The sequence below is a fragment of the Aquisalinus flavus genome, from assembly GCF_014640095.1.
GTDB classification, from domain to species: domain Bacteria; phylum Pseudomonadota; class Alphaproteobacteria; order Caulobacterales; family Parvularculaceae; genus Aquisalinus; species Aquisalinus flavus.
On the sequence record NZ_BMGH01000001.1, the window covers coordinates 3,070,113 to 3,091,099 of the forward strand.

The following is a 20,987-nucleotide window of genomic DNA, read 5'->3' on the forward strand; positions in this document are numbered from 1 at the left end:
TGGACGCCGCTGCCGGGTTCCGCCGCTCTCCATGGCGCAGGCAGGCGAGGGACTATCGGGGGAGATTTGCGCGGTACATCGCCCGGCCTGCCGGGCCGCTACCGTCTATGGTCCTCCTGCTGATATAGAAGGCGGGCCCTGGGTGCAGGCCCCGCCACGATCGGCTTTCCATTCTGGCGCTGTTGCCGCGCTGTGCAACAAAATACGCCAATTTCTGCTCGTGAAATAGAATAAACAGCCAATGTTTATTGCGATGCAATATTTCCCTTGCGCGGTTCCGGCATTCGATTGAGCATGTTGCCCATGAGCATAGGGCTTTGCGGGGTAGCGGTTCATCTGACCGGCAGGCATCCATCGGGTGCGTGGCGTGGATGAGCTCTTACCCTATAGCGGGCTTATCCTCGCCATGCTTGCGTCCGGTCTTCTGGCCGGGCTTGTGGCGGGGATGTTCGGGATTGGTGGCGGGTTCGTCGTCGTACCCGCGCTCGCCACCGTCCTGTCCATTTTCACGGCAGGCACCGGCGGCGATGATCGCATCATGCATGTCGCGATCGGTACATCGCTCGCGACGATCATCGTGACGTCGATCCGATCCGTACACGCCCATGCCAGGCACGGGGCGGTCGATTTCCAGATCCTGAAGACCTGGGCGCCCTATATCATTGGTGGTGTCATCATCGGTATCGTGCTGGCCAAATTCATGGACGGGCGAACGCTGAAGCTGATCTTCGGCGTCGGCGTCCTGCTGATGGGGCTGCATTTCATCTTCCCGTTTCTTGCCCGCCGCGGGGCGCTGGCCGAGGCGATGCCGACCGGGCCGCTGCGCACCGGTATCGGCAGTTTCATCGGCGGCTTTTGCGCCCTGCTCGGCATCGGCGGCGGCACGCCGGCGGTGCTGCTGATGACCTTGTCCGGCATCCCCATCCACCGCGCCGTGGCCACGGCGGCGGGGTTCGGCACGCTGATCGCCATTCCCGGCGCCATCGGCGCGATCCTCGTCGGCTGGGGAGAGGAGGGGCTGCCGCCATTCTCCCTCGGCTATGTCAACCTGATCGGCCTTGTGGCCATCACCATGATGAGCGTGATCACCGCGCCGATCGGCGTCGCGCTCGCGCACAAACTCGACGGCGCCCGGCTGAAGCGCGTTTTCGGCATCTATCTGGTGCTGACCTCGGCGGTGATGCTCTATTTTGCCATGCCGCGGCTGGTCCCGGTGGCGGGCGACGACCCCTTGCAGGCGAGCGGGCACTCGCTGCCCGTCAAACTCACGGATACCATGGAAAGAAGAATGGAGAGGTAGGACATATGGCGCAGGATCATTCAAGACGTCTGTTTTTGAGGGGCGCAATCGGCACGGGTGCGCTGGCGGCCGGGCTCGGCAAGGCCGGCGCGATGGAGGCGGCCTTCCCGCCGCCGGGCATGAGCGTGGAGCAAAGCCACATCCTCGGCCCAGGGCCGGGCATCGCGCTTCTGTCGCGCAATGAAAACCCCTATGGCCCGGCGCCATCGGCGCTGAAGATGATCGACTATGCGGCGAGGAAGGGTGCCTATTATGCCGGTGACGAAGCCTATTCGACCCTGACCGGCATGATCGCGGAAAAGAACGGCGTTGCGCCTGACCAGGTGGTGCTGACCACCGGGTCGGGCGAGGCGTTATGCGCCATCGCGCTGATCTATGGCCAGGACGGGCCGATCGTCGCCCCGCGACTGTTCTGGGACACGACCGCCTTGTATGCGGCCAATCTCGGCATGGCGACGATCGAGCGCGTGCCGCTGACCGGGGGTATGGAGGTCGACCTGCCCGCGATCGAGGCGAGGGTGAACGAGGCGACCGGTCTCGTCCAGCTGTGCAATCCGAACAATCCGACCGGGCTCGTCTCCGGGCCCGACATGATCAAGCCGGCGGTCAGGCGCATGGCGGCCAAGACGACGGTGCTGGTCGACGAGGCCTATATCGAGCTGGCTAATGACCCGGAGGGGACCTCCTGTGTCGATCTCGTGCGCGAGGGCCATGACGTGATCATTGCCCGGACGTTCTCGAAGATTTACGGCATGGCGGGCATCCGGGTCGGTTATACGATTTCCTCGGCGGAGACGGCGGAGAAGATCCGCTCGACAGCCATGTCCTGGATTGCAGGGACGGGCATCGCCGCGGCTATAGGCTGTTATAATGACGAGGCGTTCCTCGCCATGTCCAAGGGCAAGGTCGTCGAGGGCCGCCAGATGGTGCAGGACACGGTCGCGGCGCTGGGCCTGACGGCGCTGCCGTCCCAGACAAATTTCGTCTACTTCAAGTCGGGCAAACCCGCCAATGAGGTTCGGGCGGCGATGAACGAGAAGAAAATCTCGGTCCGCGGCCAATATATGGACTATGCCGACTGGACCCGCGTCTCGATGGGCAGGCTGGAAGACGTCACCCGCTTCTGCAAGGCGCTGCCGGAAGTGATCGAGGCCTGAACGGCGCCCGAGTGATCGCGCGAAGCGGTTTGACGTTTCGCGCACTTTGCGACTACTCTCCCACCCAATGATAGATATAAAATATCAAGGGGACGGAAAGTGGCAATGAATTCTAGACACCGGTGTCTACTGGCCGGAGCCGCAAGCATGCTGGCTCTGGCGCTGGTCATTCCGGGCAGCCGCGCAGGCGCCAGCCAGGCCCTGCCGATGCGGGCGCAAGACGTGAGCGACCGGGCCAATGCGCTCTCCGACCAGCCCGACCCGATTGCCGAAATCCAGCCGGAACAGGCGGAACCGACCCTTGCCGCGCAGGCAACGGAAGAGGGCCTGAGCGGGGCAGAGCGGGTCGACTTCATCCTTGAGCGCATGACGACGGCAGAAAAGCTGGGCCAGTTGCACCAGATGGCCGGCGGCCGCTCCAAGAACCTCAATTCGCGCATCGACGACGGCGAGTATGAGCGCATCCGCAACGGTCTTGTCGGGTCCTATCTCCATGTTGCCGGGGCGGAATTCCTCGGCGAGCTGCAGCAGGTCGCGATCGAGCAGAGCCGCCATGGTGTGCCGCTTCTCTTCGCGATGGATGTGGTCCACGGCTATCGCACGATCTTTCCTGTGCCGCTCGCCATGGGGGCGACATTCGACGACGACATCGTTCAGGAAACCGCCCGTGTCGCCGGGGACGAGGCCGCTGCGGCCGGGCTTCACTGGACCTTTGCGCCGATGGTCGACATTGCCCGCGATCCGCGCTGGGGCCGCATGGTCGAAGGCGCAGGCGAGGAGCCCTATCTCGGTTCCGTCATGTCGGCGGCGCAGGTGCGCGGCTTCCAGGGCGACGAGCTTGCCAATGGCGACACGATCCTGGCGACGGCCAAGCATTTCGGGGCCTATGGTGCCGGTATCGGCGGGCGCGATTACAACTCTGCCGACATCTCGGAGCGCACGCTGAAGGAAGTCTACCTGCCGCCGTTTTATGCCGCGGCGCAGGCCGGGTCCGGCAGCATGATGGTCGCCTTCAACGACATCGCCGGTGTGCCGACCACGGCCAATGCGGCGCTGCTGCAGGACCTGCTGCGCGGCGAATGGGGCTATGACGGCGTGTTGCTGAGCGACTGGAATTCCGTCCTTGAGCTGATCAATCATGGCGTTGCCGAGACCCGCGCCGATGCGGGGGCGCTGGCGCTGGCCGCCGGGGTCGATATGGAGATGACGAGCGGCATCTATGTCGACGACATGCTGGAGCGGGTCGAGGGCGACCCGGCGCTGATGGCAGCCTTGAACGCGTCCGCCCGGCGCGTGATGATGGCGAAGGACAAGCTCGGCCTGTTTGACGACCCGATGGCCTATCATGACGGGGCGCGGGAAGAGGCGGTGATCCTGTCAGACGAGCACCGCGAGATCGCCCGCGAGGCGGCGCACAAGGCGATGGTGCTGCTCAAGAATGACGGCACCCTGCCGCTGTCGCCGGCGTCCGGCACTGTCGCCATCATCGGCGCACTGGCCGATGATGACTCGTCACCCCTCGGCTCGTGGCGGGCACAGGGCAAGCCCGAGGACGTGACGACCGTTCTCGACGGCATCCGCGATCACCTGCCCGACGCGAAGGTCACCTATGTTGCCGGTGCCGGGACGCAGGAAGAGGCGGACGACAAGGAAATCGCCAAGGCGGTGAAGGCGGCGCGGCGGGCGGACTCGGTCATCCTCGTGATCGGCGAGGATTACGACCTGTCCGGCGAGGCGCGGTCGCGGTCTTCGATCGACATTCCGGCGCCGCAGCTGGCGCTGGCCGAGGCGATACTCGACACCGGCAAGCCGGTCGTCATCGTGCTGATGAATGGCCGCGCGCTGAACCTGACGCCGGTCAGCGACAAGGCTAACGCGATTCTCGAAACCTGGATGCTCGGTATCGAGACGGGCCCGGCGGTGGCGGATGTGCTGTTCGGCGCGGTGTCGCCCGGCGGCAAGCTGCCTGTCTCCTTCCCCCGCGCGACCGGGCAGGCGCCCTATTACATGGCGCATAACGCGACCGGCCGTCCGGCGGATCCGGACCTGTCCAAGGACACGGCCCGCTACATGGACCTGCCGATTACACCGCTTTACGCCTTCGGTCACGGCCTGTCCTATACGGAGTTTTCCTATGACGGGCTGGCCCAGGACGTTGAGAGTGTCGGCGAAGGAGACCGCGTGTCGATCAGCGTCGCTGTGACCAATGAAGGCGGGATGACCGCCGACGAAGTCGTCCAGCTCTACGTTCGCGATCCGCTGGCCCTGGTCGCGCGCCCGGTGCAGGAATTGCGCGGCTTCGAACGCATCACGCTGACACCGGGACAAAGCGCGACCGTGACCTTCACCCTGTCACCGGACCAGCTGGCCTATATCGGTGCCGACGGCGAATGGGGCGTCGAGGCCGGGACCATCGACTACATGATCGGGTCCGCCTCCGACGATATCCGCGTGACCGGCTCGTTCGAGATAACGGACAGCTACAGCACAGACATACCCGCCGCCGCCATCGAGACGGCAGCCACGGTAGAGTATCAGCAACAATAAGTGGCCGGGGAGGCACAGAGCATGAAGAGACTACTTTTGGCCAGCGTGATGGGCGGTGTCATGAGCGTGACGCTCGGGGCCTGCGAGGACGACAGGCAGGACACGGCCGGCAACGAGGCTTCCTCCATGGAGGAAGCCGATATGGCAATGCAGACCACAGATGAGACCGGGCGTGATAATGGGGCCGATGATGCTGTCAGCGCTTACGAGACGGTCGGGTCGATCGAGATTTATGACGACCGCGCGCTGGCTCTCATTCCGGAGAATGCCGGGATCGAGAAACTGACCGGCGATGACTTCTCCTGGTCCGAAGGGCCGGTCTGGATCAGCGAAGGCGATTACCTGCTCTTCTCCGACGTGCCTGAAAACGTCATCTACAAGTGGAGCGAACAGGGTGGCCTCGAGACCTTCCTGCAGCCATCGGGCTATGATGGTCCGCAGACAGATATTTTCCGCGAGTCCGGCACCAACGGCCTGATCCGCGATGACGAGCCGGGGTTTATCCTGATGGGGGACCACGGCAACCGGTCTATCACGCGTCTCAACCTGGAAACCAAAGAGAAGACGTCTGTCGTCGCCTATTATGATGATAAAAAATTCAGCAGCCCGAACGATCTGGTTCTTGCGTCGTCCGGCGCGATCTATTTCACCGACCCGCCCTATGGCCTGCAGGGCGGTGATGACTCGCCCGCCAAGGAACAGGAGATCAACGGCGTCTACGTGTTCGCCGCTGCGCCGGAAACCGGTGATGCCTATGTCGCTGTCGTCGACGGCACGCTGAGCCGGCCGAACGGTGTCATCCTGTCGCCGGACGAGCAGACGCTCTACGTCGCCCAGTCCGACCCGGCTGCGGCCAAGATCTTCAGCTATACGCTGGGCGCGGACGGCCTGCCGACCGGACGCAGCGATTTTGCCGACATGACGACCATGGTCGAGCAGGGCCTGCCCGGCCTGCCGGACGGCATGGCGATGGACGCCGGGGGCAATCTTTACGCGACCGGCCCGGGCGGCGTGCATGTGTTCGCACCGGACGGGACGCGGCTCGCCCTGATCTCTACCGGTACGGCAGCGGCGAACGTGACCTTCGGCGGTGACGGCTCGACGCTGTATATCACGTCCGGGTCGTTTCTCGCCCGGGTAGAGTTGTTGTCCACCGGCGTCAGCTTCTAATGGCCTACCTGCCGCTGATCATGACGGGCGTGTCCATCGCGGCCCTTTTGTTCCTGGTGCTGAAGGTGCGTATGCCGGCCTTCGTCGCCTTGCTTCTGGTCAGCCTCATGTTCGGCCTGTCCACCGGCATGGCGCCGGGGGACATCATTGACTCGGTGCGCAACGGCATGGGCGGCACGCTCGGCTTCGTCGCTATCGTTGTCGGCCTCGGCGCGATGATGGGCGCCTTGCTGGAAGTCTCCGGCGGGGTCCAGGCGATTTCATCCGGGATCCTCAAGCGGTTCGGGGAAGGCAAGGCGCAATGGGCGCTCGGCCTGATCGGTTTTCTCGTCGCGATCCCGGTGTTTTTCGACGTCGCGCTGATCATCATGATCCCGATCCTGTTCGGCTTGCGCGAGCGCACGGCAAAACCGCTGATCTGGTTTGCCCTGCCATTGATGGCTGGCCTCGCCGTGACGCACTCCTTCATTCCGCCGACACCGGGGCCGATCGCGGTGGCGGAAATCCTCTCCGCCGAACTCGGCTGGGTCATCCTGTTCGGCGCACTGGCCGGCCTGCCGGCCATGGTCATCGCCGGGCCGATGCTGGCCAATCTGCTGATCAAGCTGGACCGCGAAGGCATGCGCTCGAAATTCCGCGGCGGGCAGGCCGATCTGGAAGAGCCGGGCGATCCGGATGCGCCGGCCATCGAGCCGATCGGCTTTGGCGCGGCGCTCAGCGTCATCATGCTGCCGCTGGTACTGATCCTCGCCGGGACGCTGACCGGGGTGGTCGGCGAGGGGCGCCTGCCAGCCTCGGCGATCTCGGTTGTCGGGTTTGTCGGCCATCCCTTTGTCGCGCTGCTGATCACCGTCCTGTATGCGTGGTATCTGTTCGGCATCCGCAAGGGCTTCAAGGCGGCATATCTGCATGACGCGATGCTGAAGGCGCTGGAGCCGGCAGGCATCGTCGTGCTGGTCACCGGTGCCGGCGGCGTGTTCAAGCAGATCCTGGTCGATTCAGGTGGCGGGCGGCAACTTGCGGAAGTCCTGAGCGCGGGCGCGATGCCGCCGATCGTGTTCGCTTTCCTGGTCGCGACCATCGTGCGCGTGGCACAGGGCTCGGCCACCGTTGCCATGATAACGGCGGCGGGTCTGGTCGCACCGGTCGCCGAACTTGCCGGACTGCAGGGCGCGCAGCTGGGCTTGCTGGTGATCGCCATCGCCTCCGGGGCGACCATGGTCTCCCATGTCAATGATTCAGGGTTCTGGCTCGTTAGCCGCTATCTCGGTCTGACCGAGGCGCAGACGCTCAAGACCTGGACGGTGTCGACGACGCTGATCGGCCTGACCGGCTTTGCGGTCGTATTGCTGCTATCGCTGTTTTTCTGACGGCAGCACGACCTGGCGCACGGCGCGGCCCTCGGCAAGCTCGTCCATCATCTCGTTGATGCGTGACAAAGGCCCCGTGCCGGTGAGCAGTTTCTCGACCGGCAGGCGGCCTGCCTGCCACAGGGCGATATAGCGGGGGATGTCGCGCATCGGCACGGCGGAGCCCATATAGCTGCCGATCAATGACTTGCCCTCGCCGACGAGAGAGACCGGCGACAGCGCCATCCTGTCGTCCGGGTGCGGAAGGCCGACGGTGACGATGCGGCTGCCGCGCCGCCCCAGCGCATAGGCCGCTTCCAGCACGCTCGCCTTGCCGACCGTTTCGAGCACCAGATCAGCCCCGCCGCTGGCGTTGGCGGCAACGCAGCCGGCGGCTTCCTCCGGCGTGACGGCGTGGCTCGCGCCCATGTCGAGGGCGAGGGCGCGCTTGTCCGCTACCGGATCGATGGCGATCACCGGATTGGCGCCTGCCGCGACCGCGCCAAGGACGGCAGACAGGCCGACGCCGCCGAGCCCGACAATCGCAACGCTCTCGCCGCAACGCAGATTGCCGGTGTTGAGCAGCGCGCCGACGCCGGTCAGCACGGCGCAGCCGAACAGCGCGGCGATTTCCGGCGGCATGTCGGTGGGCACCTTGACGGCGGAGCGGCGGTCGACGACCGCGTGCGTGGCAAAGGCGGAGACGCCGAGATGATGGTGCACATCGGTGCCGCCGTGATGCAGCCGGCAGCCGCCGGACAGCATCAGGCCGGCGCCATTGCTCGCCGCGCCCCTGGCGCACAGATACGCCTCTCCCGACAGGCAGTGCGTGCAGCCGCCGCATTGCGGCAGGAAGGACAGAACGACCCGGTCGCCGACGGCAAAGCCAGGCTCTGCGCTGCCCAAACCTTCGACGATGCCGGTCGCCTCGTGGCCCAGCGCCATCGGCAGAGGTCGCGGGCGGTCGCCATTGATGACGGAAAGATCCGAATGGCACAGGCCGGCCGCATCGATACGGATCAGCAATTCGCCAGCGCCCGGCGGGTCGAGATCCAGTTCGGTGATGGCCAGAGGCTGTGTCTCGCGATAGGGCCGCGGGGCGTCCCTTGCGGTAAGGAGGGCGGCGGTGATCTTCATCGGGCCTTGCTTTCTGCGGTGCCGGTCACTTGAGCTCGGCGCAGCCTGGATCGTTTCAGCATTCTGTGGAAACGCTGAAACGACCCGGACTCCTAGTTTGTCGCGTTTCCTGACGGTGAACCGGTTTCCACTTCACCGGGAAACGCTATAGAAGAGAGCGCAAGCCACGATCAATCCTGCGATGCAGTTACCCTCGTTGCGGGCTCTCCCTTCTCCCTCAAAAGCGCTCACAAAATTGTCGCAATTGCAGCCTATAGGACACGGTGAATAGTTGTATGTAACTCATGGTGATCGTGAACCGCAGGATCACCCGGCACGAGCGCAATTCAAAGATCATAAATCTATAAATTGCTGCACCGCAAAAAATTCTTTATATTTGGAACATTAGAATCACCATGTGGTTCTCACAACGGCTCGGAGCATTGTTTCGTCAATGGTTTTTCGTCATGATATCGCTGTCGCCAGCCTTGCTGGCCTGTGTGTCCTCGGGGCCGGGTTTGCCATCGCCAACCCGTCCGGGTTCCCCGGTGTGCGCCAGACCGGCGGAACCGGCACCGGCGCAGTCGTGATCAAGGATCTGCAAGCCGATGACACGATCCCCGACACAATCCGCCGGGCACCGGTCGCCGGAGCAGCCGAGGCGAGCATATCGGCACGGGCCGCAGATCAGGATCTCGTCGTTCTTGCCGCGTCCTCCGCACCCGGCGCGACCGATGCCGCCTTGCCGGCCGTCTTGTCAGCTGCCGTGCCTGCCGCCGCGGGCGACGCTACGGCAAACCCGCAGGCGCAGCCTGTTGCCGCATCGCCCGTCGAAAATGCAAGCCCGCTCGACGCATCGGGCACCGGTGCCGGCCAGGCAGCCGCCGCTGATCAGGCTGGCCAGACCTTTGGCTTCGACATCGTGATGAACAAGGCGCGCGCCCTGGCGGCGATGCCCTATGAGAAGTCCTCACAGCGCCTGCCGGCTTCCGTCGCCAATCTGGGATATGATGACTATCGCCGTATCCGTCCGCGTCCGCGCACGGCAGACTGGATCGATGGCAGCAGCAGCTTCCAGGTACAGTATTCGCCGCAAGGCTTCCTGTTCAAGGACCGTGTGCGGATCAATATGGTCGAGAACGGTATCTCGGTCGAGAAACGGTTCGACCCGTCCAAATTCAATTTCTACGACCTGCCACTGTCCGACGAGGACAAGGCGGCAATGGGCTTTGCCGGCTTGCGCCTGACGACGCCCTTGAACAGCGCCGGCAAGTATGACGAGTTCCTCTCCTTCCAGGGGGCAAGCTATTTCCGCGCCCTTGGGGCCGAGAACCGTTACGGCATATCGGCGCGGGGCCTCGCGCTGTCGACGGCATCGCCGACCGGGGAGGAATTCCCTGTCTTCACCGAATTCTGGCTGGTGCGGCCGGAGCCAGGCAGCAATGAGGTGACGGTTTATGCTTTGCTCGACAGTGAAAGCATCGCCGGTGCCTATCGCTTCCGCGCACGGCCCGGCGCGACCACCGAGATTCAGGTCGACGCCTTTCTCTATCCCCGCCGGGACCTGAACCATGTCGGCATCGCGCCGCTGACCTCGATGTATGAATTCGGACCGCAGGATCCCTTGAAGGGGCGCGATGACTTCCGCCCGCGCGTGCACGACTCAGAGGGGTTGATGATCCGTCTGCGGAATGGTGAATGGGTCTGGCGTCCTCTGGTCAACCCGAACCAGCTGGAGATTTCGAGTTTCACCAGCGAAATGCCCTATGGCTATGGCCTGATGCAGCGCAATCGCGATTTCGACAATTACCAGGACCTCGAAGCACGGTATGACCTGCGCCCCAGCCTGTGGATCGAACCGCGCAACGACTGGGGCCCCGGCCACCTTGCGCTGGTCGAAATTCCGAGTGCGAATGAGTTCAACGACAACATCGTCTCTTACTGGCGGCCGGATGCCCCGCTGAAGGGCGGCGGCGAGTATGAGTATAGCTACACCATGCACTGGGGGGACAACGCGCCGATCAAGCCGTCCTTTGCGCAGGTCGAGGCAACCCGCGTTGGCGTGCCGATCAACAATTCCGTCAACCGGCTGTTCGTGATCGATTTCGTGTCGGGCAATAACGCCTTGCTCGACGGCGCTCAGATTCACGTGAGCTCGTCCGCGGGAACGGTCGAAGGCGTGACCCTGCAGGAGAACCCTGTCACCGGGGGGCGCCGCCTGACGTTCGAACTGAACTCGGGAGGCGCAAATGTCGCCGAATTGCGAGCGCTGCTCATGCGTGGCGGCAGCCCGGTCAGTGAAACCTGGCTCTACAGGTGGAGACGCTGATGTCGGCAACGCCGTTCGATCCGCCGCGACCGCCCGAGGCCGCGCTGGCCATGCCGGCGCAGGATTTCGGCGCGCCGGGTGCCAGTGGCTATGCTGTCGCCGGGACGAAGGGATCGAGTATCTGGCGCAAGGGGTTCGTCGGCGGTGCCGCGTCCACCCTGACCGCCTGGGGCGCGATGGACATGTACCGCGTCCTTGATGTCGGCGGCATGACCGCGCTGGAATGGGCGCTGCTCATCGTCTTTACCCTGAACATCGTATGGATCTGCTTCGCCTTTGTCAGCGCCACGATCGGTTTCCTGACGCGGCTGGTCCAGATCCTGATAGACCGCGAATGGCGCGGCGATGCGCCGCTCAAGAGCCGCAACGTCGTCGCCTTCCCGATCTACAATGAAGATATCAGGCGCATTGCCGCGACGATCGAGACGATAGCCGCCGCCCTGCATGAGCGAGCCCCCGGCCATTTTGAGTGCTTTATCCTGTCCGATACGACGAATCCGGACATTGCGCTGCTCGAGGAGGAAGCGTTCCTGCGGATCCGCCAGCGCCTGCCGGAAGGGGCGCGGGTCTTCTACCGCCGGCGCACCATCAACCGTGCACGTAAGTCCGGCAATGTCGAGGATTTCATCTCCCGCTGGGGCGGCCGCTACGACCACATGATCGTCTACGATGCCGACAGCTATATGGAGGCCGAGACGCTGATCGAGATGGCCCGGCGGATGGAGGCAGATCCCGGCGCGGGCCTGATCCAGACCGTGCCCAAGCTGATCGGGGCGACCACCGTGTTCGGGCGGGCGCAGCAATTCGCTGCCAATCTCTACGGCCCCCTGCTGGGCACCGGCGTTGCCTGGTGGGCGCAGAAAGAAGGCAATTTCTGGGGCCATAACGCGATTATCAGGCTAAAGGCATTTGCCGCCGCCGCCGGCCTTCCGGCGCTGCCCGGCAAGGCGCCGTTTGGCGGCAATATTCTCAGCCACGACTTCGTCGAGGCAGCGCTGCTGCGCAAGGCCGGCTGGACGGTCAATATCGCCGCTGACCTGAAGGGCTCCTACGAGGAATGCCCGCCGACGATCATTGACCTGACAATCCGTGACCGGCGCTGGTGCCAGGGCAATCTTCAGCATGCGGCGGTCCTGATGCGTGGCCGCGACATCCCGTGGACCAATCGCCTGCACCTGATGATCGGCGTCATGTCCTATCTCGCCTCGCCGCTCTGGCTGCTGCTGATCATGGTCGGCATGGCGCTGTCGCTGCAGGGCAAGTTCCTGCAGCCCGAGTATTTTGGCGGCCAGATAACCCTGTTCCCGAACTGGCCGGTGATCGACTATGTTCGCGCCCTGACGCTGTTCGTCGCGACGATGGGCATCCTGTTTGCGCCCAAGATCTATGGCATGATCCTCGGCCTCGTGAATCCGCTCTGGCGACGCTCCGTCGGGCCGGTGAAGATAGTGCTTGGCGTGCTGACGGAAATGATCATTTCAATCCTTGTCGCCCCGATCCTGATGGCGGCGCAGACCTCTGCCGTGTTTTCCATTCTTTCCGGGCGCGACACGGGCTGGGCACCGCAGCGGCGCGAAGGCGATGACTATTCGGTCGGTGATGTGATGCGCCGTCATGGGCTGACCATGGCCTTCGGCGTCATACTGATCGTCTCCGCCTTCATCATCTCGCCGGTTTTCGCGGCGTGGCTGGCGCCTGCCGCCATCGGCATGATCTTCGCCGGTCCGATTTCCCTGTGGACCGGCGCAGCGGGGCCGGGCAGGCGGTTTCGCAAGATCGGTCTCCTCTCCGTGCCGGAAGAAAAATCGCTGCCGCCGGCCTATGCCGCGGCACAGGAGGCGCGGGCGGCCTATGGCGACCTGACCGCGCTGCGCTTCGACCAGATCATCGATAATCCTCCGGCCCTGGCGCGGCGCCAACCCCTGGTCGACATGCACTGGCACCTCGCCGACGGCCAGGTGCATGAGGCGCTCGCCCTCGCCCGGGCGCGGCTCGACTTCATCGCCGATACCGGCAAGGCCGTCGGCTTTCTCAGCCAGGGCGAGCGTATGGCCCTGCTGAACGATCCCGGCAGCCTGCAAATGCTGGCCGACCGTCTGAGCGCGGCCAGAAAGCTGCCCGCCACCGGCACCTGACATTGCCTGTAGACGCCTGCGCCGGAGGGCGTATCCTGCGCAGCCGATGATGCTCCTTCTCTATCTTGCGGGATCCGCGCTCGCTATCGGCCTGATCGCCCTGTTGATGCACCGGCTTGGCCACTCGGCCGAACATCAGTTCGCCGACGAGGCTGCCGCTCGCGACGCGTTTCTGGAAGAGTTCCCCGACGCCGGTGTCAGCCGCCTCGACCTCGGCGCCAATGGCCGGGCGGCGCTCCTCGAATTGCAGGACGGATATGGCCTGATCCGGGCCATGGGCCGGTTTTCACTGGCCCGCCAGTTCGCCCTGGCGGACATCGCCCGCCTCTCGCGCCGCGGGGCGTCGTTGCAACTGCGGCTGACCGATTATGCCGACCCGGTCTTTGTGATAGACTTCGGTGACGAGACGACAGCGACGCGGTGGCAGAGCCTGTTGAGTTTCGACACGATCGGAACACGGGAAAAGACCGGATAGAGATGAATAATCTGACCGACATGCCTGACCTGCCGGATATTGCGAGCTATGCTGCGCCGATCTACGTCGCGCTGATCATCGCGGAGATCCTGTTCGTGCACCTTCGCCGGGTAAAGGGCAGCTATGAAACGCGCGATGCCTCGACCTCGATCGCGATGGGGCTCGGCAATGTCACGTCGGGGATTATTTTCGCGACCACGGTCTATGCCGGCATCTTCGCTTTCTTCCTGTGGCTTTATCGTTTTGCCCCGGTGAAGTGGGAATTCGGCATTCTCTCCATGGTCGCCTGCTTCGTGCTCGACGATCTGAGATATTACTGGGTTCACCGCTTCAGCCACACGATCCGCTGGGGCTGGGCAGACCACGTGATCCACCACTCGTCGCAGCATTTCAACCTGTCCACGGCGCTGCGCCAGCCCTGGTTCTCCTTCGCCAAGGGCTATTTCGTCTCGGTGATCCCGCTGGTGCTGCTCGGGTTCCATCCGGCGATGATCGCCTTTGCCGGGTCGATCAACCTGTTCTACCAGTTCTTCATTCATACCGAAGCGGTCGGCAAGATGCCGAAATGGGTCGAGGCGGTGATGAACACGCCGTCCCACCACCGGGTCCATCATGGCCGCAATGCGCGATATCTCGATTCAAACTATGCCGGGGTCTTCATCGTCTGGGACCGGCTGTTCGGCACCTTCGTCGAGGAGGATGAAACCCATCCGGTGCGCTACGGTATCGTGAAGAATATCGGCACCTACAATCCGCTCAGGGTCGCCACCCATGAATATGTCGGCATCTGGCGCGATGCGACGCTGCCCGGCCTCAGCCTGCAACAGCGGCTCGCCTATGTCTTCGCGCCGCCGGGCTGGAGCCATGATGGCAGCCGAAAGAGCTCTGCCGAAATCAAGGCGGATTTCGTCCGCCGCAATCCGGACGAGGCGGGAAAGCCCGGTCTAGGGGGCTTCATCTCGACGGTTCCGGCTGCGGCGTCGGATATCCCGGACCTGCCCTCCGAGCCGGCGTCCCGCTAGATCAACCTGCCTTCAAATGGAATCATTTGAAGGCAGGAAAGTTGATCGCTTCCAAAGTGTTAGAGCAGCTCCTCTGCGTCCATCCAGACGCAGGCCGCTCTAGGATTCATTAACCGTAAACGACCATCGCGATGACCAGAAAGTGTGAAGCTTTTTAGTCACACCTGACTGTGCATCTCGATGAAAGCAGCCCGTAGCTGCGGAGGGTACTTTGTAACAGTCTGTTTTTATGGCAATTTGACAGAAATTTGACGGTGCGATGAACGCACCCGGAGGAAACAAATGAAAAACAGCAAAGCCCTGTTGATGGGCTCCAGCCTTCTCGTCGCTACTGCTATTGCCGCTTCGCCGGCGCTCGCCCAGGTCGACGAAATCATCATCACCACCCAGAAGAAAGAATCCACCCTGCTAGATACGCCGGTTGCCGTCAGTGCGGTCAGCGCCGACCAGATCGAGAAGGCCCAGATCAACAACATCCAGGACCTGCAGACGCTGACCCCGTCGCTGTCCGTTTACCAGCAGTCCGGTGCCGGCGTCGTCGGCTATGCGATCCGCGGTATCGGGACATCGTCCGACAATATTGGCCTCGAGCCGTCGGTCGGTGTCTTCGTCGACGGTGTCTACAAGTCGCGCCAGTCCGCCTCGATCAACGACTTCATCTCGCTCGAGCGCGTCGAGGTCATTCGCGGCCCGCAATCGACCCTGTATGGCCGCAACACGCCGGCCGGTGTCATCAGCTATACCACGCGCCTGCCGGCCAACGAGTTCGAGGCAATCGGCGAAGCGACGATCGGCAATTACAACAGCCGCATCCTCAAGGGCACGGTTTCCGGCCCGATCTCCGACACGGTCGGTTTCCGCGTCTCCGGCGTCCTGAACAAGCGCGACGGCTTCATCGACAACATCGAACAGGGCGAGGACGTCAACAATCGCGACCGGTTCAATCTGCGCGGCCAGCTCTATTTCGAGCCGAGCGACAATTTCTCCTTCCGCCTGATCGGCGAGCATGGCGAGATCGACGAGGATTGCTGCGCGGCGCCATTCTCCTACAACCTGCCGGCCAACGCCGCCGCTGTCGCTTTCCTTGGCGGTACTGTTCTTGACGACGAGGAAGAGCGCGAAGTGGCCTTCGATGGCGAGGTCAACACCATCCTGAAGACCAACGCCCTTTCCGGTACTGCGGAGTACCAGTTCGACAATGGCATCACGCTGACCTCGATCACTGCCTGGGATTCGCTCGAGGAAGACCGACGCATCGACCCGGACTTCACCAATCTGCGCACCTCCCGTCCGCGCCAGAACGTCAACGAGTATGATGTCTTCTCGCAGGAGATCCGTTTCGACGGCGAATTCGACCGCGCCCGCTGGCTGGCCGGGGCCTATTACTATTCGCAAGAGCTGTTCACGTCCCAGTCCCAGACCTATGGCGAGGACCTGCGTCCGTTTGCCGACCTGATCACCGCCAACGCACAGCTGCCCGGCGGGAGTGCGATCAGCTATGTCGAACTGTTCAATATGGAAGCGCCGGGTACCTATCTGGCTGCCGATGACGGCCTTGTCCTCGAGAGCTATGATGTCGAGACCGACAGCTATTCCGCCTTCGGCCAGGTCGAGTTCGACGTGACCGACCGCCTGACGCTGACCGGTGGTCTGCGCGTCGGTACCGAAGAGAAGAGCTCGACCGGCAATATCAATGTCGATGACGAGTTCTCGGCGCTGACCGTTGACGACTTTGCCGCTGCCGGTAACCCGCTGCTCTTCCAAGAGGCTTTTGCCACGACATTCTTCGATGTCACGGGTCTGGCGCCGACACCGGCAAACATCGCTGCTTTCGGTGGCTCCAGCCCGACCAATGCTGCTATCCTGGGGCAGATCCAAGCCGGCTCGCAGGCTTTTGCCAACGCCAACGACTCCGATCCGTCGGTCAACCCGCTGATCGGCCTGACGGCGTTGCAGTTCAACACGCCCGGCACCGCGACGCCGCAGGAAGTCTCCGATGACTTCGTCTCCGGCACGCTGATCGCCGACTATGCGGTCACCGACAATCTGAACGTCTATGCCAGCTATGCCCGCGGCTTCAAGGCCGGTGGCATCAACGTCTCGTTCGTGGCCTATGCCGACAACGCCTCGTCCTCGCCGACCTTCGATCCGGAAATCACGACCAGCTACGAGCTTGGCCTGAAAACCCGCCTGTTCGACAACCGCATGACGCTGAACGCGGCCCTGTTTGACCAGAAGGTCGAGGACTACCAGGACAACACGTTCAACGGCCGCGCCTTCGTGCTGCAGAATGCCGGTGAAGTCGGCATCCAGGGGCTGGAACTGGAATCGGTCATCGCGCCGACCCCGAACCTGACCATCAATGCCGGCTGGACCCACCTGTTCAAGGCCGAGTATGAGGAATATCTGCGTGGTTCCTGCCCGGCTGTCGCCGCGCCGGAAAACGTCGCCTATCTGCAGGGCCGTCCGGACAATGCCGAGACCGGCCTGTCGGCGCTCGACAACTGCATCATCAACGGCTTCCAGGATTCCTCCGGCCAGCCGCTGTCCGGTGCCCGCGAGGATGTCGCGTCGCTGTTCGCCACCTATGAAGGCGAAGCCGGCAATTATCCGTGGTTCATCCGCGGCGGTGCCTATCATTCGGGCGAAGTCCAGCTCGGCACCGACCAGGATCCGCGCAAGATCGAGGACGCCGTGACCCTGTTCAATGGCTCGATCGGTTTTTCCACGCCGGATGAGCGCGTTGAAGTCATGCTCTGGGGCCGCAACCTGACGGACGAGTATTACAATCAGGGTGCCTTTACCTCGGTCGGTGCACCGGGCAGCCTCAACGTCTATCCAGGTGATCCGCGGACCTTCGGCATCACGCTGCGCCTGAAGAACTAGGGGCCTGAAGACCTAGAGAACTCTGACACGGAGCGGCTACCTTGTGGTGGCCAGCACTCCAGCAGAGGGGAATGAGCGGCGCGTTCCATGCGGGACGCGCCGTTCTGTATTACAGCCCCTGGCTGCCAGGCATATGTCGCGGGGCGCTGTCATTTTCCGGTGGCGCTTGTGGTTGCCGCAGGGAGCGACGCTGCCTAGATAGGATTGATCAACAAGACCAAGGGGCATTCCATGGAAAATCTGATCGGCATGTTCGGCTTCATTCTCTACCGGCTTTCGGATCTGTTCATGCTGATCCTGCTGGTCTGGATCGTGCTGGGCTGGCTGCTCGCCTTCGGCGTGGTTTCCTGGCGCACGCCGCTGGTCTCCAGTGTCATGGGCTTTTGCGACGCGCTGATCGGCCCCTTGCTCAAGCCGATCAGGAAAATCATTCCGTCGATTGGCGGGCTCGATATTTCGCCGATCTTTCTGGTTATCGGCGTCGTGGCACTGCAAAATTATGTCTTCGCGCCGATGATGGTGATGGGCCGCGGTTACTAGGGCCCGGCTTGCGCCTGCGCCCTAGCCGCAGACCCCACGGGCTGCCGCCATCATGCCGATTGAAACCATCATCGCCGTCCGCGTCCAGCCGAACGCCTCCCGCGACGCGGTGGAGGGATTTGGCCCCGATGCCGCTGGCGCGCCGGTGCTGAGACTGCGCATTACCGCCGTGCCGGACAAGGGCAAGGCGAACAAGGCCGTCGTCAAGCTGCTCGCCGCCGCCACGGGCTTGCCGAAATCTGCCATATCGATTATCGCGGGCGACAAGTCACGATCAAAGACGGTCCGCTTCGAGGCATCGCCTGATACCGTGCGGACAGCACTTGAAAATGCCAGCAAGGAACAAGGCTCATGAGCGCGAAGATCATTGACGGCAAGGCCGTCGCCAAATCCGTCCGCGACGATGTTGCCGCCGGTGTTGCCGCGCTGGAGAAGGATCATGGCCTCGTGCCCGGTCTCGCCGTGGTGCTGGTCGGCGAGGATCCGGCGAGCCAGGTCTATGTCCGCAACAAGGGCATCGCCACGCGCGAGGCGGGTATGCGCTCGATCGAGCACAAGCTGCGGGCGGAAACGAGCCAGGACGAGGTCATCGCGCTGGTGCGCCGCCTCAATGGCGATGATGAAGTCGATGGCATCCTCGTGCAATTGCCGCTGCCGGACCATATCGACGCCAATGCAGTGATCAACGAGATCGACCCCGACAAGGATGTCGACGGGCTGACCGAGGTCAATGCCGGGCGGCTGGTCCTCGGCAAGGAGGCCCTCGTACCGTGTACGCCGCAGGGCTCGATCCTGTTGATCAAGACGGTGATGGAGGATATGTCCGGTGCCAATGCTGTGGTGCTGGGCCGGTCCATCCTTGTCGGCAAGCCGCTGGCGAGCCTGTTGCTCGCAGAGCATTGCACGGTGACGACGGCCCATTCGCGCACGCGCGGTGTCGAGGAGGTCTGCCGCCAGGCCGACATCCTGTGCGCGGCAGTTGGTCGCCCGGAGATCGTCAAGGGCGACTGGATCAAGCCGGGCGCGGTGGTGATCGATATCGGCATCAACCGCGTCGAGGCGCCGGAACAGGGCCCGAACAGCGAAGCAAAGGGCAAGACGCGGCTGGTTGGCGATGTCGATTTTGACGCCGCGCGCGCGGTTGCCGGCGCGATCACGCCGGTGCCCGGCGGCGTCGGCCCGATGACCATTGCGTGTCTGTTGAAAAACACGCTGACGGCGGCGCGCCGCCGCCGCGGCCTGTAGCTGCCTCACGCAGACTTGAACCTATGCTTAACGATCCCCACCTGTAGAGCTGGTTCAGCTTCGACAGAGGGGCGCTTCATGGCGACACATTCCCGCAGATTCTCCGGCAAGAAAGCCGGTCTCAAGGCGACGACTGCGGCTGGTGCCGCCGGCTTCGTCATCGCCGCCGCCGTTTTCGGCGTGCTCAGCAGCGCCGCAAAGGCCGCCCAGGCAGATGCGATCGAGCCGATGGACAAGGCAAGCGTCACGATGGACGAGGAGGCAAGCCTCGCCTGGGCCATGCCCGCCGCCGAGGCCGATCCACATCTTCTGGGACCGGACGCCCGGCGCTATGCCGCCTGGGCCGCGCTCGCCGGACTGATCTCCTCCGCCGTCGCGCTGATCGGTGCCAACCGCCTGCTAAACTGGCTCGCGGGGGCGGGGACGGCGCTGGGCAAGGCCGGTGCTGCCGCCGCGAAGGCGCCGGTCAAGGCCGCAAGGGCGGCTGCCAAGGCGACCTCGAAAATCCTGAAAAAGCCGGGCCGCTGGCTGATCACCGTGGTCAGCCTGACCGTTTTCGCGCTGACCGGTGTCGCTTTCCTCGATATCCAGTGGGAAGCCGGCATGCTCGCCGGCGCCGGCCTCAGCGCCGCCGCCATCTGGGGCTGGACCAAGTCCGGCGATGCCATCGGCAGGGCGCTGGCCCCGCTGCGCGGTATGGGCGCAAAACAAGCCGAGCCTGATGATCTCGCGGCCGCGGTTTAGGCAGTGTGCCATTACGGGACAAATCCGTTTAAAAACAATGAATTAGGGCGAAAATGACTGGCTCTTGCCCTAATTCCGCCTCAGTTCAGGACCATATATTTGTCAACGAAGTTTTCAGATTTGTGTCCGGCTGATCCCTCGATACAGATCTCCAGTTTGGCAGAATGCCAATGACGACCCTGAACTGACTTGCACAGACTATAAAAAATGCCCCCGCCACCCTGCGGAGGCATTTTTTATTGGTAATGGGGCAGCCACACGGCCTACATCCCATTGCTCCGGCCCCTCGGTGCAGCTTATGGTGAGACCCATGCCTGTCATGATCGCCCCGTCCATTCTATCTGCTGATTTTTCGCGCCTCGGCGACGAGGTGAGAGCGATCGACAAGGCGGGCGCCGACATGATCCATGTCGATGTCATGGACGGGCATTTCGTGCCGAACATGACCATCGGCCCGCTGGTGGTAAAGGCGATCCGCAAGGTTTCGCAGAAGCCGTTCGACGTGCACCTTATGATCGAGCCGGTCGACCTGTTCATCCCGCTCTTTGCCGAGGCGGGCGCCGACATCATCACCATCCATCCGGAGGCCGGTCCGCATCTGCATCGCTCGCTTCAGTTGATCAAGTCGCTGGGCAAGAAGGGCGGCGTTGCACTGAACCCGGCGACGCCGCTCTCCTTTCTCGAGCCCGTCATGGGCGATATCGACCTTGTACTGATCATGAGTGTGAATCCTGGCTTTGGCGGTCAGACACTCATCCCGTCGCAGCTCGACCGGATCGCCGAAGTGGCCCGGATGATCAAGGCCGCCAACCGCGATATCATTCTCGAGGTCGATGGCGGCGTGAACGCCGAGACGGTCAAGTCCGTAATCGAGGCGGGCGCGACATCGCTGGTCGCCGGCAGCGCTGTCTTTACTGGCGATGCGGCCGACTATGCGGGCAATATCGACATGTTACGGCGGGGAGGCTGACC

General features: G+C 63.3%; 16 protein-coding genes. 15 read left to right on the forward strand and 1 reads right to left on the reverse strand.

The window, feature by feature from the left end; translation table 11 throughout:
- Positions 1-406 precede the first annotated feature (406 nt).
- The 5 genes from IEV88_RS14180 to IEV88_RS14200 all read left to right on the forward strand — a co-directional run bounded on the left by IEV88_RS14180 (position 407) and on the right by IEV88_RS14200 (position 7,544).
- On the forward strand, positions 407-1,300 hold the full coding sequence (locus tag IEV88_RS14180) for a sulfite exporter TauE/SafE family protein (protein ID WP_188159162.1): 894 nt from the start codon (positions 407-409) through the stop codon (positions 1,298-1,300).
- 5 nt (positions 1,301-1,305) lie between these two features.
- Complete coding sequence (locus tag IEV88_RS14185) at positions 1,306-2,457, forward strand: pyridoxal phosphate-dependent aminotransferase (protein WP_188157815.1); 1,152 nt, start codon at positions 1,306-1,308, stop codon at positions 2,455-2,457.
- A 147-nt stretch (positions 2,458-2,604) separates the two neighbouring features.
- Positions 2,605-5,004, forward strand: coding sequence for a beta-glucosidase BglX (bglX, locus tag IEV88_RS14190; RefSeq protein ID WP_188157814.1), 2,400 nt, complete (start codon positions 2,605-2,607; stop codon positions 5,002-5,004).
- A gap of 21 nt (positions 5,005-5,025) precedes the next feature.
- Positions 5,026-6,174: an SMP-30/gluconolactonase/LRE family protein gene (locus tag IEV88_RS14195; protein ID WP_206711147.1), complete on the forward strand. Its 1,149-nt coding sequence runs from the start codon at positions 5,026-5,028 to the stop codon at positions 6,172-6,174.
- A complete protein-coding gene (locus tag IEV88_RS14200) occupies positions 6,174-7,544 on the forward strand; it encodes a GntT/GntP/DsdX family permease (protein WP_188157813.1) in 1,371 nt (456 codons plus the stop codon). Before IEV88_RS14195 ends, IEV88_RS14200 begins: the two co-directional genes overlap by 1 nt.
- Here IEV88_RS14200 and IEV88_RS14205 read toward each other — a convergent pair.
- The gene (locus IEV88_RS14205) at positions 7,527-8,660 is read right to left on the reverse strand and encodes an alcohol dehydrogenase catalytic domain-containing protein (protein WP_188157812.1); all 1,134 of its coding nucleotides are present in this window, start codon (positions 8,658-8,660) and stop codon (positions 7,527-7,529) included. The two genes, IEV88_RS14200 and IEV88_RS14205, sit on opposite strands and share 18 nt — an antisense overlap.
- A 433-nt stretch (positions 8,661-9,093) precedes the next feature.
- Here IEV88_RS14205 and IEV88_RS14210 point away from each other — a divergent pair, with 433 nt between their 5' ends.
- From IEV88_RS14210 to rpe, 10 genes are all read left to right on the forward strand, one after another.
- Positions 9,094-10,968 (forward strand): OpgD/OpgG family glucan biosynthesis protein, encoded by a 1,875-nt coding sequence (locus IEV88_RS14210; RefSeq protein ID WP_188157811.1) that lies wholly within the window; start codon positions 9,094-9,096, stop codon positions 10,966-10,968.
- Positions 10,968-13,103, forward strand: coding sequence for a glucans biosynthesis glucosyltransferase MdoH (gene mdoH / locus IEV88_RS14215; RefSeq protein ID WP_188157810.1), 2,136 nt, complete (start codon positions 10,968-10,970; stop codon positions 13,101-13,103). Before IEV88_RS14210 ends, mdoH begins: the two co-directional genes overlap by 1 nt.
- Before the next feature lie 46 nt (positions 13,104-13,149).
- Positions 13,150-13,578 (forward strand): hypothetical protein, encoded by a 429-nt coding sequence (locus IEV88_RS14220; protein WP_188157809.1) that lies wholly within the window; start codon positions 13,150-13,152, stop codon positions 13,576-13,578.
- A gap of 11 nt (positions 13,579-13,589) precedes the next feature.
- On the forward strand, positions 13,590-14,600 hold the full coding sequence (locus tag IEV88_RS14225; RefSeq protein ID WP_373291186.1) for a sterol desaturase family protein: 1,011 nt from the start codon (positions 13,590-13,592) through the stop codon (positions 14,598-14,600).
- Positions 14,601-14,882: 282 nt separating this feature from the next.
- Complete coding sequence (locus tag IEV88_RS14230; protein ID WP_188157808.1) at positions 14,883-17,486, forward strand: TonB-dependent receptor; 2,604 nt, start codon at positions 14,883-14,885, stop codon at positions 17,484-17,486.
- Positions 17,487-17,717: 231 nt separating this feature from the next.
- The gene (locus tag IEV88_RS14235; RefSeq protein ID WP_188157807.1) at positions 17,718-18,026 is read left to right on the forward strand and encodes a YggT family protein; all 309 of its coding nucleotides are present in this window, start codon (positions 17,718-17,720) and stop codon (positions 18,024-18,026) included.
- A 52-nt stretch (positions 18,027-18,078) separates the two neighbouring features.
- Positions 18,079-18,381, forward strand: a complete 303-nt coding sequence (locus IEV88_RS14240; protein WP_188157806.1) for a DUF167 domain-containing protein — start codon at positions 18,079-18,081, stop codon at positions 18,379-18,381.
- Complete coding sequence (gene folD / locus IEV88_RS14245; RefSeq protein ID WP_188157805.1) at positions 18,378-19,271, forward strand: bifunctional methylenetetrahydrofolate dehydrogenase/methenyltetrahydrofolate cyclohydrolase FolD; 894 nt, start codon at positions 18,378-18,380, stop codon at positions 19,269-19,271. Before IEV88_RS14240 ends, folD begins: the two co-directional genes overlap by 4 nt.
- 78 nt (positions 19,272-19,349) lie before the next feature.
- On the forward strand, positions 19,350-20,015 hold the full coding sequence (locus IEV88_RS14250; protein ID WP_188157804.1) for a hypothetical protein: 666 nt from the start codon (positions 19,350-19,352) through the stop codon (positions 20,013-20,015).
- 310 nt (positions 20,016-20,325) lie between these two features.
- Positions 20,326-20,985, forward strand: a complete 660-nt coding sequence (rpe, locus tag IEV88_RS14255; RefSeq protein WP_188157803.1) for a ribulose-phosphate 3-epimerase — start codon at positions 20,326-20,328, stop codon at positions 20,983-20,985.
- Positions 20,986-20,987: the final 2 nt, after the last annotated feature.